16 protein-coding genes are annotated in these 18575 nt (G+C 45.3%); 10 read left to right on the top strand and 6 right to left on the bottom strand.

Going from position 1 to position 18575, the window contains the following annotated elements; all coding sequences use genetic code 11:
* Nucleotides 1–91 precede the first annotated feature (91 nt).
* Both VNM22_09725 and amrA read right to left on the bottom strand, forming a co-directional pair.
* Nucleotides 92–865: a CpsB/CapC family capsule biosynthesis tyrosine phosphatase gene (locus VNM22_09725; GenBank protein ID HWP47427.1), complete on the bottom strand. Its 774-nt coding sequence runs from the start codon at nt 863–865 to the stop codon at nt 92–94.
* Nucleotides 862–1464, bottom strand: a complete 603-nt coding sequence (gene amrA, locus VNM22_09720; protein ID HWP47426.1) for an AmmeMemoRadiSam system protein A — start codon at nt 1462–1464, stop codon at nt 862–864. Before amrA ends, VNM22_09725 begins: the two co-directional genes overlap by 4 nt.
* Nucleotides 1465–1820: 356 nt before the next feature.
* On the opposite strand from amrA, the gene VNM22_09715 reads away from it, so the two are divergent.
* The 6 genes from VNM22_09715 to VNM22_09690 all read left to right on the top strand — a co-directional run bounded on the left by VNM22_09715 (nt 1821) and on the right by VNM22_09690 (nt 9432).
* Nucleotides 1821–3011 carry a RodZ domain-containing protein gene (locus VNM22_09715; protein HWP47425.1) on the top strand — a complete coding sequence of 397 codons (1191 nt, stop codon included), beginning with the start codon at nt 1821–1823 and terminating at the stop codon, nt 3009–3011.
* A 20-nt stretch (nt 3012–3031) separates the two neighbouring features.
* Nucleotides 3032–4363, top strand: a complete 1332-nt coding sequence (locus tag VNM22_09710; GenBank protein ID HWP47424.1) for a hypothetical protein — start codon at nt 3032–3034, stop codon at nt 4361–4363.
* A gap of 259 nt (nt 4364–4622) precedes the next feature.
* On the top strand, nt 4623–5042 hold the full coding sequence (locus VNM22_09705) for a CopD family protein (protein ID HWP47423.1): 420 nt from the start codon (nt 4623–4625) through the stop codon (nt 5040–5042).
* 70 nt (nt 5043–5112) lie between these two features.
* On the top strand, nt 5113–6990 hold the full coding sequence (locus tag VNM22_09700) for a CocE/NonD family hydrolase (GenBank protein HWP47422.1): 1878 nt from the start codon (nt 5113–5115) through the stop codon (nt 6988–6990).
* 63 nt (nt 6991–7053) lie between these two features.
* Nucleotides 7054–7812 (top strand): ribonuclease Z, encoded by a 759-nt coding sequence (locus tag VNM22_09695; GenBank protein HWP47421.1) that lies wholly within the window; start codon nt 7054–7056, stop codon nt 7810–7812.
* Between the two features lie 114 nt (nt 7813–7926).
* Nucleotides 7927–9432 (top strand): long-chain fatty acid--CoA ligase, encoded by a 1506-nt coding sequence (locus VNM22_09690; protein HWP47420.1) that lies wholly within the window; start codon nt 7927–7929, stop codon nt 9430–9432.
* A gap of 98 nt (nt 9433–9530) precedes the next feature.
* On the opposite strand, the gene VNM22_09685 is transcribed toward VNM22_09690, so the two are convergent.
* Nucleotides 9531–10064 carry a protease complex subunit PrcB family protein gene (locus VNM22_09685; protein ID HWP47419.1) on the bottom strand — a complete coding sequence of 178 codons (534 nt, stop codon included), beginning with the start codon at nt 10062–10064 and terminating at the stop codon, nt 9531–9533.
* A 661-nt stretch (nt 10065–10725) separates the two neighbouring features.
* On the opposite strand from VNM22_09685, the gene VNM22_09680 reads away from it, so the two are divergent.
* Nucleotides 10726–11613 carry a dihydrodipicolinate synthase family protein gene (locus tag VNM22_09680; protein HWP47418.1) on the top strand — a complete coding sequence of 296 codons (888 nt, stop codon included), beginning with the start codon at nt 10726–10728 and terminating at the stop codon, nt 11611–11613.
* Nucleotides 11614–11859: 246 nt separating this feature from the next.
* On the opposite strand, the gene VNM22_09675 is transcribed toward VNM22_09680, so the two are convergent.
* From VNM22_09675 to VNM22_09665, 3 genes are all read right to left on the bottom strand, one after another.
* The gene (locus VNM22_09675; protein ID HWP47417.1) at nt 11860–12099 is read right to left on the bottom strand and encodes a DsrE family protein; all 240 of its coding nucleotides are present in this window, start codon (nt 12097–12099) and stop codon (nt 11860–11862) included.
* A gap of 25 nt (nt 12100–12124) precedes the next feature.
* Entirely contained in the window at nt 12125–12763 is a 639-nt protein-coding gene (gene pdxH, locus VNM22_09670) for a pyridoxamine 5'-phosphate oxidase (GenBank protein ID HWP47416.1), read from the bottom strand.
* An 89-nt stretch (nt 12764–12852) separates the two neighbouring features.
* Entirely contained in the window at nt 12853–13410 is a 558-nt protein-coding gene (locus VNM22_09665; GenBank protein ID HWP47415.1) for a hypothetical protein, read from the bottom strand.
* 655 nt (nt 13411–14065) lie between these two features.
* On the opposite strand from VNM22_09665, the gene VNM22_09660 reads away from it, so the two are divergent.
* The 3 genes from VNM22_09660 (at nt 14066) to VNM22_09650 (ending at nt 18539) form a co-directional block, all read left to right on the top strand.
* Nucleotides 14066–15601: a YifB family Mg chelatase-like AAA ATPase gene (locus tag VNM22_09660; protein ID HWP47414.1), complete on the top strand. Its 1536-nt coding sequence runs from the start codon at nt 14066–14068 to the stop codon at nt 15599–15601.
* A 672-nt stretch (nt 15602–16273) separates the two neighbouring features.
* The gene (locus VNM22_09655; GenBank protein HWP47413.1) at nt 16274–17923 is read left to right on the top strand and encodes an amidase; all 1650 of its coding nucleotides are present in this window, start codon (nt 16274–16276) and stop codon (nt 17921–17923) included.
* A 121-nt stretch (nt 17924–18044) separates the two neighbouring features.
* Nucleotides 18045–18539 carry a PaaI family thioesterase gene (locus VNM22_09650; protein ID HWP47412.1) on the top strand — a complete coding sequence of 165 codons (495 nt, stop codon included), beginning with the start codon at nt 18045–18047 and terminating at the stop codon, nt 18537–18539.
* Nucleotides 18540–18575: the final 36 nt, after the last annotated feature.

Here is an 18575-nt window from a genome sequence, read left to right as displayed (position 1 = left end):
TATAAGGCAAATAGAAAATTTCTATTTAGCCAGAACCTTTGATATAAGATTTTTCTATGATCCAGGAGGGTTTAAGGATTCTCTGGTTTATTCAACGAAAAAACCAAAAAGAACTTGATTTACTTCGGGTAGGTTCAGGTAAATGATCCAAGGGCTCTCCCTTCAGGATTTTCTCTGGAAATAGGCTCACCATATTCCAGGCTGCTTCCTGGCCGATTATTTTACCCACTATTTTAACTGCTTCGGTCAGTCCAGGAGGTCTTAAATCGGGGGAATGGGTATCGGAGGCAATTATATGGGTCAGGTTCTGTTCAATCAGGCGGATGGCACATTTTTTCGCCTTCGATCCAAACCTGCCGGTAAGACTGGAAGCCGTTATCTGAGATAAAGCGCCTAGAGAAATAAAATCGTACAATGTGTTGGGATCTTCTTGAACTTCGGCAATTCTTTCAGGATGGACAATAATAGGAGTTATCCGATTAAGCAGAAGATCAAAGATTACTTCTTTTGTTTGGGGAGGGATTCTTTGAAAAGGTAGTTCCAGAAGAATATATCGACCTGTATGGTTAAGCGTTAACACTTCCCGGTGGATGATTTTTTGCGCCAGATTCGGGGTGATATGAATCTCCGCACCGGGTAAAATTTCTAAATTTATTTTGGCCTTCTTTAAAAAACTGGTCAATTCGGCAAATCTCAGAAGGATGGTTTCAGGACCGAAGGAGAATTGACCATCCAGCATATGAGGAGTTGCCACCATGGTCTTAACCCCATCCCGCTCCGCCATTCGACACAGTTGGAGGGCCTGTTCTATGTTTTTAGCTCCATCATCTAAATTAGGTAAAATGTGGGAATGAATATCGATCATTCTGAAGTAGAATGTGAAAGGGAATATCGACTATCCAAAGTTGGTTTTGCACCAAAAACCTGAGCGGTAAAGACATAAATTTCCGTTTCAGGATCCTTCCAGGCATCTCCTGGCAACCAGGCTTTTTTACAAGCATGTTCTAAGAAAGTCAGAGTATCCCATCCCTGTTCCACGGCGACTTGTGGAAGAAGTAATCCACTAAAAGGACTTTTTTTGACGAGAATCCCATGTTGGCCTATTCGAATGCAGGTCGGATCTGAAATTTTTTCAAACGGAGATAACACGGAAATTTCTATATGAATATCCTTTAGTTCCTCTTCAGTCAGCGGAGGAAATCTGGGATCCCTTGTAGCGGCGGCAATAACTATTTCCTGAGCCGATTGCCATAAACTACGCTTTCCATCGATATCACCTATACATCCACGCAAGAGATCCCCTTTTTTAAGAGTCACAAAAACCCCTTTTTTCATCTGTAATTCTGGCTCTGTAACCACGATCTCCGGCACTTTTTTATGAATGAGATAAATCGATAGAGTTTCCCAGGCAATATGCAGGAGTTTTTGTTGTAAGTCAAAACTTAATAACTCTTCTTCTTTCATAGATCCCTCCGATCTTCTAAAGGCTTACTGATACCAGCTAAGGGTATATTATAGGCTAACGCCTCTATCAGGTCAAGTGAAATCCTTGTCCCTGAATTATGATGTCAACTATGCATTCTTTATTTTTAAGGGTCTAAACTTTCATAAAAACCGTTGCCAAGCGAAAAATTTATTTGACAGATTCTCAAGATGTAAGTAGGATACTCTCAAATATTAGGCCTGAATGCCTTAGGTTTTTACCTTCTCAACAAAGAGTACCTTAACAAAGATACGGATGGTAAAAGCTAACAGGGAGATCTAAACGATCTGTATAACATCCAGATAAACCTCCCATCCAGTTAAGGGATCAGTAAAAGATGAAATCTTTTGGAAAACTTTTAAAAGAAGAACGAGAATTGAGAGGGATTACGCTGGAGGAGGTTGCCGATTATACAAAGGTGAATTTACGTTATTTGAAAGCTATTGAAGAGGATGATCTAAAATCTCTTCCGGCTGCAACTTTTGTCCGAGGTTTTCTGAAATCCTACGCAAAGTTTATCGGTTTGAATCCCGAGGAGACGGTGTTTAACTTTGATCAATTTGTAAACTCCTTATCCAAAGATCCACAGCCTCCTTTCCTTCAGACCTCTCCTTCCTCAAAAAAAGGCACCAAAGCTTTCTCGATATTTATAGCAGTATTAGTTCCCTTGCTAATCTTAATTCTGGGTTATTCGTTTCAGGTAAAGGGATCTATTCCTTTTTTTTCTCTTTTTAACTCCAAGCGGTCCCTCATAAGAGAAGGGTTTAAGAAACACGAACTACCCGGCAAAAATCAAGATCTGACTGTCAAAAACCAACCTGAGGCCGATCATTCCATATTAGAATTAGCGTTGGGTAGTCCTCCAAACCCCTCTTCATCCTCTCAACAAACCCAACTGTCCCAAAAAAATGAAGCTCCCCTTAAAGAAGAGGCTGTCTTGGCCAGATCCCATGACTCTATAAGAGCCTCTTCGAGGAATACCTCTATGGAAAGCCTTCAAGCCGGTACGACTCCTTCTTTTAAGGATGCCAGGCCGACGGGTAGTTCTGCTCAAACTACCGATGAGAATAGCCGAGAAAAAAATGCCTCCCTGAATACCCAAAACAATGAAAAGGGTACAGGTACTTATCTCAATATGGTCGGTAATTCTGCCGGAGCAGTTGGTTCCCCTACGGCTGCCGGTGAAAAGAATGTAAATATGACCCCGACAGAAAAATCTCCGACCAGTGAAGGTAAAGAACACAGCCTGGAAATCACCTTTATCGAAAAAGCCTGGGTACGCATCTATGCAGACAACGAAAAGGTATTTGAAGGAATTTTAGAACCCCCTACGACAAGGACCTGGTATGCCAGAGAAAAATTTGCCATCAGTGCAGGTAATGCGGGGGGATTAGAGCTTAAGCTAGATAATCAAAAGTTACCTCCTCTGGGTAAGAGAGGTGAAGTAGTTACGGGTGTGACGCTTCCTAGAATCACTTCGTTATCGGGAGCTGTTAAAAACAAGCCTGCTTCCAACGTTCTGGAATAGGGTAAAAGAAAACGTATCCCATGTCCATGCAATCCCAAGAACATAAAAACAAAATGAAGGTTTCTAACCCTCTCAACGATCTGGCTGCAAATCTCGGAGTGACTTTGAAAGTGCTAATCCAATTAGCCATGGGACCTGATAGGGAGTTCAGGGAAATGGTCCGGATGCTTTTAAGTGCCCTTCCAGAACACGAGGTGGTAATGATTGCAGAGGACCCGGAGATTGATGCACAGTTCTTAGATTACCTCAGCCGGATTTTTGAAACCAGTACCGCCGTTCAGCAGGCCCTTCTTAAAAATCCATCTGTTTCAGCCACTACCCTGGAGCATATTGCAAAACTGCTGCCGGGATCGATTATCGAGGCTATTGCTGCAGACCCCAATGTCCGACCTGAGTTACTGGAGCGATTTGTTAAAATCTTCGGAAGCAGTCAGGTCAATCTGATGAAGCTGATCGCTCAGAATCCGGCCACGCCGGCTCCCCTCCGGGAACAACTGGCCAGAGATTTGCTTAAAAGAGTGGGAGCTGAAAAGTCGGTGGAAACGGCCTCGCAAAAAGTTGGAGAAGCCTCAGTAGCCGACTCTATCAAACAAATTCCATCTGAACCTACCCTTTCCGATTGTGTGGGACAACTTTTGGAGATAAATTTTAATATCGTATCTGATTTCATGAAGCGGATCAACGAGCAGATTATCAAGCAATTGGAACGACTGGCTGAAGCAAACAAGCAGATTTTACAGGTTATTTCCAAAAATGCAGACTCTCTAGATCCTCGAACTCTTCGGTTAACTCCGGAACTGGTCGCTTTCGTTATGCGACGGTTACCCGCTTTAGTCCCCGAACAAGAGATTCTGAAATTTCTCCAGGATCAACAGGCAGATCAAAAAAAAACGGCTGAAGTAGAAGAACCCGTTGAGGAAAGAGAAGAGGAAAACCTTTCTCTTCAGGATCAAATCAAGAAAATGAATGTGGGACAGCGCATCCAACTGGCGCGGAAAGGAGGGATAGCCGAACGGAGAATTTTAATCCGGGATACCGACCGGGATGTTGCTTTGACGGTATTAGAAAATCCCAAAATTACCGAATCCGAAATTGAAGTCATCGCCGGGATGCGGGAAGTCTCCGAAGATGTTTTGAGGGCTATAGCTGCCAGGAAAGAATGGGTAAATAACTATAACATTCTGGTCAGGCTGATTAAAAATCCTAAGACACCGGTGGATATATCCCTAAATTATTTAAATCGGCTGAATAAAAAAGATCTGGATTTTTTACAGAAAAGCAGGGCTATTCCACAGGTTGTCCGAAATGCATCCAGACAAATCTTGCTACAACGAATTCAAAGCAGGAAATAAGGAGGAAGTTTATAAGTTATGCCTATCTACGAATATGATTGTGCTATTTGCAAGGATAGATTTGAAAAATTAATTCGCAACCCTAACCTTACAGAGGTCCAGTGCCCGAATTGTGGAAGTAAAGAAGTGATCAGAAGGTTTTCCGTATTTGGAATGAAAAGCACTGGCTCCTTCTCAACCTCAACCTCATCGGAATCAGTTGGGAGTTGCTCAGGGGGAGGATGCGGTAACTGCGGCTGTCATTAGGAGAAATACTTAGATGTCTACGTTCATGCAATGGGTGCATATTACATCGGCCGTAATCGCCTTAGGGGGGGTTATCTTTTTACGTTTATTTTTAATCCCTTCTTTAAAAGTCCTGGACCGTTCCCAGGTTCCTGTTTTAGTGGGTAAGATTTCAAGTCGGTTCAACGCCATCATCTGGACCTGTATAGGACTCATCTTAATCTCCGGGGTTTATAATATATCCAGTACCAATCCCCCTTTTTCCAGTTGGTACACAGGAATCCTTTCCCTCAAAATTCTTCTGGCTATATCCTTATTTACTATTTCCCTTATGCTAACCCTCCCAATACCGGCCTTTTCCAATATTCAAAAGAATCGACCCAGGTGGCTAATGGTAAATATAATCTTAGGAGCCATCATTATTTTTCTTTCAGCTTACTTGAGAAGGATGTAAAAGGTTATACGTAATAGGTAAATGAGGAGATGGTTTCCTTTTTACGTATTACGTATTACAGTTTTTGTTAATGGAAAATCCTCGTCCTGCGGAGTATGATGTGGTAGTGATCAAGAATATCCTGGTCCCTATGCGAGATGGGGTGCGGCTGGCAACCGATATTTATCGACCGGCCCGGAATGGAGAGCCTGTACCGGAAAAATTTCCGGCCATTTTGGAAAGAACCCCCTACGATAAAAGTGACCCGGAGCGGGTTAAGATGAATGGGGAATATTATGCCAGTCGAGGTTATGTGGTAGTGATTCAAGATGTTCGAGGGCGGTATAAATCCGAAGGAACTTTTTATTTTCTTAAAAACGAAGGCCCGGATGGATACGATACAGTTGAATGGATTGCCCGGCAACCCTGGTGTAATGGATCTGTGGGGACTATTGGAACCTCCTATATGGCATGGGCACAAAGTTCTCTGGCTGCCCTTAATCCACCCCATCTTAGAGCCATGTTTATCAATCAAGGCGGATCCAACGCCCATACCAGTTCTGTAAGGCACATGGGAGCTTTCGAAATGAGATTTTTATGCTGGGCCCTAGGTTTTCAAGGACCTAAAAGTAAAGAAGCCCTGGAAAATCCCGTCATTGGGAAGGCTCTGGCTCAAGTAAATATGCGGGAGTGGCTTACCCGAACCCCCCTCAAAAAAGGTTGCTCTCCCCTTAAATTTATCCCTGACTACGAAAAATGGGTTTTTGACCTTATTACCCATGGAGATTACGATGAATTTTGGAAAGGAGAGGGTTTTAATATCGAAGCGCATTACGAGCAACACGCTGATGTCCCTACCTATTATTCGGGTGGCTGGTATGACTCCTATACCCGATCGACCTTAGACAATTTTGTCGGCTTATCGAAGATCAAGAAGCAGCCGATCAAGCTCATCATGGGCCCCTGGACGCATGGATGGAAAACTTTAGGCCTGAGCTACGCCGGGGATGTAGATTTTGGACCTGAAGCCATCATTGATTATAATGCTTTGCGTCTCAAGTGGTTTGATCAGTGGTTGAAAGGAATCCCCACCGGGATCCTGGACGAGCCGCCTATAAAAATCTTTGTCATGGGCGGCGGAGATGGAAGAAAAAATGGACAAGGGCGGATGAACCACGGAGGTCATTGGCGCTATGAGTATGAATGGCCCCTGGCCCGGACCCGTTATACCGAGTATTATCTTCACAGCGGCGGTCGCTTGAGTACCCAGAAACCACCCCCAGAAGATCCCCCGGATAGTTACCTGTACGATCCTAAAAATCCGGTTCCAACCATCGGAGGGAATATGTCTTCCCTGGCAGGATTGATGCCTCGACCGGAAGGTGCACGGGAAATCCCCATAGAGCAACGAGAAATCGATATCATCGGAATCCCGGGAGCTTTCCATCAGAAAGAACATCCTCAATTCTTTGGCTGCAAACCCCCTTACCTCCCCCTGGCTTCCCGGCACGATGTTTTGGTGTATCAAACTCCTCCTTTAGAGAGAGATCTGGAGGTTACAGGACCTATCACGGTTAAACTATGGGCCTCTTCCTCCGCCCTGGATACGGACTTTACGGCTAAACTCATCGATGTTCATCCACCCAACGAAGACTACCCGGAAGGATATGATATGAACCTGACCGATACCATTCTTCGAGCCCGTTATCGAAACTCCCGAGAAAAAGCGGAATTGATGAAACCCGGCGAGATTTACCTCTTTACTTTAATTCTTTATCCAACCAGTAATCTTTTTAAAGCAGGGCATTGTATCCGGCTGGATATCTCCAGTAGCAATTATCCGCGATTTGATATAAATCCAAACACCGGAGATCCGTTATGGTCCAATGGAAAAACCGTAATCGCCGAGAATACCATCTACCATGATGCAGCACATCCATCCCATATTATTTTGCCTGTTATTCCCTAGCGCCATGCATACAATACCCAAAGCACCAGGTTATGCATGGCGTATCCCTTAGAGCCTTTTCCCATGCCTTCAAATCTTAAACTCACTTTCCTTGGCACCGGAGAAGCCTTCGATGAAGAGCTTCCCAATACTTCCATACTCTGTGATACCGGACAAACCCGGCTTTTGATGGATTGTGGGTACAGTATTCCCCATCAAATCTGGAAACAGAGTACAGATCCCGATTTCCTTCACGGTATTTTTCTCAGCCACCACCATGCCGATCACGCCTTTGGTCTACCGGCTGTCTTAACCCGAATGTGGGAAACTAAGCGATCCCTTCCTTTAACCATCATAGGGCATGCAGGCACTCAAGAGTATGTTCACAAATTGATGGAAATAGGCTATCCCACTTTAATATCACGGTTAGAATTCCCCCTGGAATTTATAGATGTCCACGCAGGAGAACAAATCCGATTCCGAGAGCTGGAGTTGTCATTTGCCCAAAGTATCCACTCCGTCACCAATTACTCAATCCGAATCTCTTATCAAGGAAAAACCGTCTGTTATAGCGGGGATGGAAGTTTTTCAGAAGCCACCAAAGCCCTTTTTAAAAATTGTGATTTCCTGATCCATGAATCCTTCTCATGGGAACGCGTAGTTTATCTCCATGCTTCCATCCGGGAACTCCTAGAAATGGTCAAAGAGCAAAATATCAAAACTTATTGCCTGATCCATATCCAACGAGATTTCAAAAAAAAGGTCTGGGACTTTTTAAAAGATTTTCAACAGGAACCTTTCAAACTGCTTGTTCCAAAGCCAGGAGAAAGCGTTTATCTGTAAGGAGTCAAGATGATCTCTATCCCTACCTCCGGGTCTTACCAAAGGTATTATAATTATGGTAGCTATAGGATTATCTCTCTAAAAAAGATTAAATAAAAAAGGAGGGAACCCAAAGTGAATGTAGGAGCCATTTTTGAAAAATGGGTACAGGAGCAGCCTGATAAGCCTGCTCTAATTTTTGAGGGCCGTGAGATAAGCTATCTTCAGTTAGAAGACTGGACTAACCAGGTCGCCAACGGTCTCGTGAATTTCGGTTTAAAAAAAGGTGATACGGTTGCCATTGACCTGCCCAGCAGTCCTGAACTCGTGATTAGTTACCTGGGAAGTATGAAGGCAGGCATGGTTGCCAATGTTATAAACGTACTTTTAAAGGCCGATGAAATCAGCTATATTTTAAAGGATGCTACGGCAAAAGTGATGGTAACCCACCCCGATAATATTCCAACTCTCCACCAAATCCAGGATCATCTTCCCGCTCTAGAACAGGTTTTGATCACCGGGACGTCTGAAACTCAGGGATTTTTAGCTTTTGATACCTGGCTCTCTAAAAATTCCAAGGAATTTAAACCCCTGGATTGTGACCGGGGAGATGTAGCCAATCTTTTATATACGTCTGGAACCACCGGATTTCCTAAAGGAGTTATGCTGACGCATCTGAACATCTGGGACAATGCAGAAAATTTTGCCAAGATCCATTATCAACCTGACGATCGATTGATGGTGGCCGCTCCTCTTTTTCATTGTTGGGGACTTATAAACGGAGTCCTGGCCATGCTGTATGCCGGAGGCACCGTGGTTATTGAACCAAGATTCATAACGGAGAAAGTCCTGGCAGACATAGAAAAATATCGACCCACGATTTTCCAGGGAGTCCCCACCATGTATAATTATCTGTGTAAGAGCCCGGATATGAAAAAACGGGATATCAGCTCCCTTCGGTTTGTTCTTTCAGCAGCGGCCCCTATGCCCGTAGAACTGATCCGTACACTGAAAGAAGAGTATCACATCGAATACGCCGAGGCTTATGGACTAACCGAAGTTTCTCCGGTTATTACCACCGCTCCTTATACAAAAACCCGACCCGGTTCCTGCGGCTATGCCATGGGGGATACTGAATTCCGAGTCGTCAATGAAAAGGGTGAAGACGTCCCATTGGGAGAACCGGGAGAACTTTTATGCCGGGGAACTGCCGTCATGAAAGGGTACCTGAATAAACCTGAAGCAACCCGAGCCGTAATTGACGAAGAGGGCTGGTTTCACACCGGGGATATCGTAACCATGGATAAAGATGGTTATGTATATATTGTCGATCGAACCAAAGATATGATTAACTTTGGTGGGTTTAAGGTATATCCCCGGGAAGTGGAAGAGGTACTCCACAAGCACCCAAAAGTTCGCGATGCAGCAGTAGTTGGAATCAAAGATGAAGTTAAAGGGGAATTGGTCAAAGCCTTTATTGTACCTAAAGAAGGAGAGAAACTATCCCCAGAAGAAATCATCCAGTTTTGTCGGGAGAGAATAGCTTCTTATAAAATTCCCCGTGTGGTTGAATTTGTGGATCAAATTCCACGAAGCGCTTCGGGAAAAACATTGCGCAGGATTCTCCGAGAGAAGAAATAGATCCAAAAATCCTGAAGGATAGAAGATTGAAGAGAGGGAAGGCTTTGTTTAGCTTTTATCCTCGATCTTCTATCCCCCATCTTCTTCTTTGATTTTCTCTATTGTGGCTTATGGTCCCCGGTTTTGGGAGCTTCTTGCCATTGAATCATTTTCTCATCTTCAATCTTAGGAACTACCACCATATAATACGGAGCCGTCAGGGATTGAATCGTCATGGCATCTCGCGGGGGTTCTTTGCTTTCCAGATAAACCAGAATTTCTTTATCTTTTTTAATAACCTTCGAGATGGAAATGGCATAGCCTCCTGTAGCTTTCTGTCCCATGAAGGCAGCAAGGACCGTATTCTTGGTAAAATCTATATCCGGTAGCGGAGGTGGGGGAATCGTCAGGCTATGGACCTCCTTCCATAAATTTTCCCAGTCTTCTTTTTTGTTGATCACCAAATTTTTAGCCTGAGTCACCCCACTAAAAGCACCTTTAAAAGTTTGAAGGATTTTCATTTCATTTTCCTGATCGGTCTGCGCTTTCTCCACAGAGTCTTTAACCGTTTTTGAAGATTCCGAATCGACCCAACAGGCAAGATTAAAAATAACTCCAAATCCCAGGAACAAGCCTGCCAGCAAAATATTCATAATAGAGCTCTCCAGGTCCCCTGGTTCTAGACTTAAAGGTTATAGGAATATGAGTCTTCTATTCCAGGTTAAAACCAGGATAAAAGTCTTGTCAAGGAGAACCGGTAAATCTGGATCAATTTTGTGTAAGGACTTCAAATGAGGACTTTCAATCTTTATGCCGGTGCGGATAGGGATTAGGAACCTATACATCAAGCTAAGAAGGGGAAAAGTACCCCTTCCCGACGTGGGAGGGAGGAGTTTGGGGAAGAAACTGTGGAGCGAAGTTCCTTCCCTGGTAGCTATAGGGGCCAAGGAGACGTCTAGACCCCAGGTTTAATCTTTAACTTGATACCCAGGAGGGTCCGAAGGACCTAACTTAGCGAGATGTTATTCCCGTTATGGCTATAAACCTGGTTTATTTCCTTGACCTGGTTTTGAATAGGGGTTATCATTTTTGGGGTAATAAAAATAAAAAATTGAAAAAAGCCGCAAAAAGGGCAGTAGTACCCTGTTTACTTAATTTTGGCCTCATAGGGCAGCTTTCACTCCCCAACTCCCCTCTCCCGCAGCGTGGGAGAGGGGCCGGGGGTGAGAGCCACTTAAAAGTTAAGCCAAAACTAAGTAAACAGTGTAGGAGAGAAATCCCTGGTTATTTTTGGTGGGGTTTTAAACTGAAAACATGGCTGAAGTAAACTTTCATGGAGTTTTTCCTTATCTGGTAACTCCTGTTGATAGTCAAGGAAATATCAAAAGTGAGGTATTAGCCCGTTTAGTCGATCATTTAGTACGTTCCGGTGTACAGGGTCTTACGCCACTGGGTAGTACAGGGGAATTCGCTTATCTGAACTGGTCCCAAAAACAGCATGTTGTTGAGGTTGTTTTGGAGGCGAACGCAGGTCGGGTACCTGTCATAGCCGGAGTAGCGTCCACAGCAACGGCAGAAGCCGTCCGACAGGCCCGTGAATTGGAGGCCCTGGGAGTTAATGGCATTCTGGCCATTTTAGAAACTTATTTCCCGATTCCAGAATCAGGGGTAATAAACTATTTTACCGAAATTGCACAGGCTGTATCCTGTCCCCTGGTTCTTTATACAAATCCGAATTTTCAGAGAGGCGACCTGACATTACGGGTCCTTGAGCAATTGATGAAGGTACCCAATATCCGTTATCTCAAAGATGCTTCCGGGGATACCGGTCGGCTCCTTTCCATTTTGAACTTGGTAGGGGATCGAATCCGGATATTTAGTTCTTCGGCCCATATTCCCCTTTGTGTGATGTTGATCGGGGGAGTCGGTTGGATGGCGGGACCTGCTTGCTTGATTCCTTCTCAGAGTGTTCGACTTTACGAGCTGGCCAGGGCAAAGAAGTGGGAGGAAGCCATGACCCTGCAACGGGAGCTGTGGCGGATCAATCAGGTATTTACCAGGTATTCTCTGGCCGCCTGCATCAAGGCAGGACTGGAACTTCAAGGATTTCCAGTAGGGGATCCACTCCCACCGCAGGTCCCTTTGAGGGGAGAGGCACGGGAGGAAGTTCGACGGGCCTTAGAAGCAGTGGGAGCCTTATAGGCAACCGATCCCGGTTCATCCGAATTTAAACTTCTTCCAGACTCTCTCAGGGGGTTTATCCTGAGTTTTCCTAAACCTGTAATCCCGGACGGGTTTTCATTTTGTAGAACTCTAAAACCCTTTTTATAAAGTTATAACCCGATCTACATCTACAGAAAGTTGCAGGGTATCTTTCGGTGTTACCCATGTTGCGTTTAACCACTTTAAATCTTCATCGGTAACCCCACGGGCCTTTCCACAGGCTCCTCACGTATAAACCGGTATTTTATTATCCAGGGCAAATTGAATCAAATCCTTAAGGGGTGGTAGCCCCACAGGGACAATACTTTCGGCAACCACTTTCTTCGCCAGGACGCTTCCATCACCTGCCAGTACCACTTCCGGTCTGTGTCCACCTTCTACCGCACCTTTGGCGAACAAAAATGCCATACCCGCACGGGTAGGATCTTCTGAACCACTGGTTGCAATAATTAATATCCGTGCCATAATACTCTCCTTTCTTTAGGAAAGGTTAGGGCGCCAGCCGTTCAATCAACCAGCTATTATCCGGTTGACGGGTGTAGCGGAATCGATCGTGTAAGCGATTGGGGCGTCCCTGCCAGAACTCTATCGTTTGAGGAACTAAGCGAAATCCCCCCCAATCGGGGGGGAGCGGGATATTTCCATTTGGAAACTCCGCCCGCAGTTGCTCTACTTTACTTTCTAAAACCTCTCGACTGGGGATAACCTGACTTTGTCTCGAAGCCCACGCGCTTAGACGACTTTCCAGGGGGCGACTTCGAAAATAATTTTCAGACTCTTCCCGCGTAACCTTTTGAACCTGACCCGTAATACGGACTTGCCGCTCCAGTTCGGCCCAGTAAAAAACCAGAGCGGCATAAGGGTTTTCTGCAAGCTCCTGACCCTTCTGGCTTTCATAATTGGTATAAAAAACAAAACCGCGCTCATCAAAACCTCTCAGTAAAACAATTCTTGCCGAAGGCTTACCCTCCCGGGTTGCGGTGGCCAGCGTCATGGCATCGGGTAAAAGGAGTTGGGCCTCCAGAGCTTGCTGAAACCACTTACTAAACTGTTTAAAGGGATCGGGATCTAAATCCTGTTCATTGAGGCGGTCCAACCTGTACTCCCTACGTAACCTGGAAGTATCCAACAGAGCCTCCCTTTTTTCTTGAATAGTAAACGGTTCGGGGCCTGCTTCTCAGTCAGACTCCCAACTTAATAGTCGATCTAAATAAACCTCTATTCTCCGGGCCCGGAGCAGGTTCCCGGTTCTGCATGGGGAATAGCGCTCAAGTATTCATAAATAGCCCGAAGATCCTGATCCGTCATATGACGGAATACCGGCCAGGGCATCACCTGGAGTATGTTACCGGGAGCCATTGGATCCTGACCTGTACGTAAGGCTTGCTTGAACTGATTGAAGGTCAGACCGGCCGGTTTCCCGGTTGAGTCTGGAGTAATATTCGCAGATACGATGAAAGGCCCAAAGGGTACCCCTCCGGCGAGATAGTTAAAAGCATTGTATTGGCCATCTCCACCGCTGAAGGGATTATGCCCCGGCGTATAAGAGGGACAGGTGTGACAATCATTACAACCTGCCTGGGCATTGACAATATAACTACCTAAACCCACTAAAGCAAGATTTTTTCCTTTTATATTAACCAGAGGAACCGGATTGATGAGGAAACCCTGGGTCACCCGACTGTCAGATTGCTGGGCAGGAACTTCATTAATAAGGGATGGAGTAAGAATAAAGCCCATAAATAAAAGGATTGCGATCAAGGCTTGCTTTATCATTTCTACTAACTATCTTTCCTTATCCTCTCTCCGAGATTCCGGAAATGCTTTCTCCACGTCCCAAATCCATTGAGAAGGTAAGGTATCATGCTCTTACTCAAAGTAACCCAAATTGGGTTAGTTTACTTTATAATTCTGTTTTTATAAATTTGTCAAGTTTTTTAATTCCCTGTCCCTTTCACCGGGAAAAATTGCATATCGGGTAAGAAACTCTATGGAATTATTACTTTGTTTACTTAGTTTGGCTTAACTTTTAAGTGGCCCTTGAGTAGCGAAATGCATTGAATCTCCTTCGTGAGGGAAAGATTCCTCTTTTTGCAAGGTGGGTCAACCGGGATGGTTGACCTACTAACCGTTTTGAGCCCATCCTCCCAAATCGAAAAATGTGGGTAAAGATAAGGGAGGGGAGGGAGGATGAGGGAGGGTTCTTTTTCCACCTACTAAATTGATACGGATACCTTTTTGTATAAAAGAACTTGACCTATAACCCAAATTTTTAGAAGATGGTAAAGTTGAGGATTAATTTTTCCGTGAAACGATTCGATAAGCTCAAGGTTCAGGACGAGCTTGTAGGGAAAAGTTTCCTGGTTATACCGGATGACTTGCCGAGGGTAATCGACTTTTAAATAAATCCTTTTTATTTGGGGGGAGACTTATGCTGTCTAAGGTTTTGAGCAGTGCCGTTATGGGAATCGATGGATATCTGGTGGAAGTAGAAGTTGATTTAAGCCTGGGATTGGCAAGCTTTACCATTGTAGGATTACCTGACGGAGCTGTTCGGGAAAGTCGGGAACGGGTTAAAGCGGCCATCACGAACTGTGGATTTGCTTTTCCGGTCAATCGGATCATTGTCAATCTGGCTCCGGCAGATATTCGGAAAGAGGGGTCTGCCTTTGACTTACCCATTGCCATAGGATTGTTAAGCTGCATGGGATTTGTTAATCCTGACAAGTTAAAAGATCTTCTCCTGGTAGGAGAACTTTCCCTGGATGGAAGTTTGAGACCTGTTCCGGGAATCCTTCCCATGACTTTAGCTGCAAGGGACAAAAGACTGGGTGGTATTCTTTTGCCCGAAGCAAACGCAAGTGAAGCCGCTGTTGTTGAAGGTATTCAGGTCTATCCGGTAAAAACTTTAGCCCAGACCCTCCAGTTTATCAACGGTCAACTCCTTATAGAGCCGCTCAAGGTAGATCTGGATAAAGTATTTCAGGAATCTTCCCGTTATGAACTGGATTTTTCCGACGTTAAAGGCCAGGAACATGCCAAGCGAGCCTTAGAAGTGGCTGCTGCAGGGGGGCATAATATCTTGATGATAGGTCCTCCGGGCTCAGGGAAAACGATGCTAGCCAAGAGAATTCCCACGATTCTACCCCCCTTGAATTTCGAAGAGGCTCTGGAAACCACTAAGATTCATAGTGTAGCCGGTCTGTTGCCGGATAAAAAGGCCCTTATCGCGACCCGGCCTTTCCGGAGCCCTCACCACTCCATTTCCGATGTAGCTCTGGTTGGAGGGAGCGTTCCTCCCCGTCCTGGCGAGATCTCCCTGGCCCACAATGGAGTTCTTTTTCTGGATGAGCTCCCAGAATTTAAACGAAATGTTTTGGAAGTACTCCGACAACCCCTTGAAGACGGTCTGGTGACTATTTCTCGAGCTGCCATCTCCATTACCTATCCCTCCCGCTTCATGCTGGCGGCCTCCATGAATCCCTGTCCCTGTGGATTTTATACGGACCCTGCCAGGGAATGTTCCTGTACCCCAACCCTGATCCAACGCTACATGTCTAAGATCTCAGGCCCTCTATTGGATCGAATCGATATCCATATTGAAGTCCCCACCGTCAAATATAAAGAATTGGCCTCCCAGAGCTCCGGGGAAACCTCTGAAGTGATCAAAGAGCGCGTTAAAAGGGCCCGACAGATTCAACAGACCCGATACAAGAAAGACAAAATCTACTGCAATGCCCATATGACCACCCAACACCTTAAAAAGTACTGCCAGATTGGGGATGCCCCCAATCGGTTGTTGGAAAGTGCGATTACAAAACTGGGATTAAGCGCCCGAGCTTATAGTCGGATTTTAAAAGTATCCCGAACGATTGCAGACCTGGAAGGGTGTGAGGAGATAAGAGCAGAACATATCTCGGAAGCCATCCAATATCGAAGTCTGGATAGGGAATTATGGGTAACTTAGAAACTATCTCAAAGACCCAAACAGAAGCAGAAAACCCGGGTTCCTTATCCCTGTTGTAGAGTAAAATACCATTTCGTCCTGCTTTTGGGCAGGTTCAAGAAATAGAGTAGAGAAAGGAAATACGGTTATGATAGAGTTATACGATAAAGAAACTCATACATATATAGATACCATATCCCATGAAGAACTACAATTTTTGATCCATCATCTCGAGGAGTATCCGTATCAATTTAGTAGGTTAAACGTCTCGTTTGACTTTAGGTAGAAAAAGAAACACCCCCCTGGAGGGGGCCAGGGGGGTGTTCAGACAGAAAAAGTGACCCCTACTAAATGGTTACAGTTACTACAAGAACCTTTTCCCTTGACAAGGGAGGATGGGTAGAGTAAAAAAGAGATTTACAGTGAGTAATTAACTTATGATTATGGCCCGGACCTGAGCTACCATCGTAAGGGAGCAGACCCAACGAGCGTAAAGTGAAATACTATCTCGTATAGGTAAACAATCCATGAGATGGCATTTTCGCCCTACCTCCCCGTCCACAGCCTCCTTGACCGGCTCAGTAAGTACTGCAAACGGGCTGAGTTCTCTGGACTTCTCCCAAATAGCCTGGAACAAAGAGGAAAGGGAGGATGCTTGTTTTAGAAAACTTTTCAGACAGAAGGAGGGAAAGTATGAGTTATAATACTAAAAGGTGGTTTTATTATCTTAGAATCAGACCTGGGGATTTGCTATCCTGTCCTCTCTCAGGAATTGTAATGGGACTTGTTTTTGTCATTTTCTTCTCCCCAGTCCCTCAAGCCTTTGAACTGGAAGAAGTGACCATTGCTCAGTTACAGGAAGGAATGAAGACGGGTAAATATACCGCCCGTTCCATCGTTGAAATGTATCTAAAGCGTATTGAGGAGATCGATCAAAATGGACCCCGCCTCCGTTCAGTTATAGAGGTTAATCCCGATGCTTTGGCCATAGCGGATCAACTGGACCAGGAGCGTCGTGAGGGTAAAGTTCGTGGTCCGTTACATGGAATTCCCATACTTCTCAAAGACAACATCGAAACGGCCGACAAATTGCATACTACAGCGGGTTCCTATGCACTGGTCGATATTCCTGTAAAGCAGGACTCCTATGTTGCCCAAAAACTCCGTGAAGCGGGAGCCATTATATTAGGGAAAGCCAACATGAGTGAGTGGGCCTATTTTCGATCAACCCGGGCTTCAAGTGGCTGGAGTGCCCGGGGGGGTCAAACCAAGAATCCCTATATTTTGACCCGAAATCCTTGTGGCTCCAGTTCAGGATCCGGAGCGGCTGTAGCAGCAAATCTGGTCGCGGCAGCCATTGGAACTGAAACGGATGGATCGATTGTTTGTCCGGCCTCTGCAAACTCCATTGTGGGAATCAAACCGACCATGGGTCTGGTTGGTCGATCTGGGGTTATCCCTGGGGCCCACAGTCAGGATGTCGTCGGGCCTATGACACGAACCGTAGCCGACGCAGCAATTGTTCTTGGAGCACTGACCGGCGTGGATCCCCGGGATCCTGTAACCGAAGCCTCTAAGGGAAAATCCTACACAGACTATACCCAATTCCTGGATCCCAACGGCTTGAAGGGAGCTCGAATTGGGGTGGCTCGAAACTATTTTGGCTATCACGAAAAAGTTGATGCTCTCATCAACCAAAGCCTTGAAGTGATGAAAAAACAGGGAGCTATTATTGTAGATCCAGCTAACATCGAAACGGCAGGAAAATTCGGTGGATGTGAAGTAACCATATTTTTATATGAATTAAAGGCCGATCTGGCCAAGTATCTCCAGGAACGTTCGTCCACGGGTCCCCAGACGCTGAAGGACCTCATTGACTTCAATGAAAGAAACAAAGACAAGGAGATGCCTTATTTTGAACAGGAATTTTTTAAACTCGCCGAGGAGAAAGGAGGACCCTTAACAGACCCGGCCTATCAGGAAGCCGTTAAAGAATGTCATCGACTGGCTGCCGATGAGGGGTTGGACGCCACCTTGAAAAAATACAATGTGGATGTGATTGTGGCACCTACGCTGGGGCCTGTTATGCCCATTGACCTGGTTCTGGGAGATCACCTGATACCACCCTGGGCAACGCTACATTGGGCTCCCTCCGTTGCAGCCGTAGCAGGATATCCCCATATTTCGGTACCTGCTGGCTATATTTTTGGTGTTCCTGTAGGTATTTCCTTCATGGGTGGGGCCTGGAGTGAACCTACCCTCATCAAAATCGCATATGCCTTTGAGCAGGCAACCAAATATCGCAAACCTCCTCAATTTCTCCCCAATGATCCAACACATTAGAAGTTTCTAGAGGGTTTCTGATCAAGAAACCCTCTCCAAAAAGGAGTCCAGAGTTTTTCTGATTTTGGATAGAAAAGTGGAGAAGATTGGGAATGGATACCTGATGAGCCAAGAAAGACTTATGAATTATCCTACGCGACAACAAACCTTTACCTGGCAAGATCCACTCATAACCGCAGAAATTGGACGTAGTTTGGGAGGTCTTGAACACTTAAAAAGGATAAAAGATGGTGAACTACCGGCAGCCCCCATCCTCTCTTTAATGAATGGACGACTGGTGGAAGTAAGCGAAGGAAGGGTTGTTTTTGAAGCCGAACCTGCCGAGTACCACTATAATCCCGTTGGTAATGTACACGGAGGTTTTGCAGCCACCTTGCTGGATTCCGCCATGGCATCCGCGATATATTCCCGGTTACCGGTTGGGGTAGGATCTACCACGTTAGAAATTAAGATTAATTATGTGCGCCCACTGACTGCAACCACCGGACTCATCCGCTGTGAAGGAATGGTGATTCATCTGGGTACGACAACGGCCACTGCCGAAGGGCGCCTGACGGATTCCAACGGTAAACTCTATGCACATGGTACTACCACCTGTCTCTTATTGCGACGTTAAAAATAATTTTACTTTATGGGGAATTTTTCCTTTACG

This window comes from Candidatus Limnocylindrales bacterium (assembly GCA_035559535.1).
Classification (GTDB): Bacteria; Moduliflexota; Moduliflexia; order Moduliflexales; family JAUQPW01; genus JAUQPW01.
Note: the sequence above shows the minus strand (reverse complement) of the source record. Positions and strands in the feature narration are given on the sequence as shown.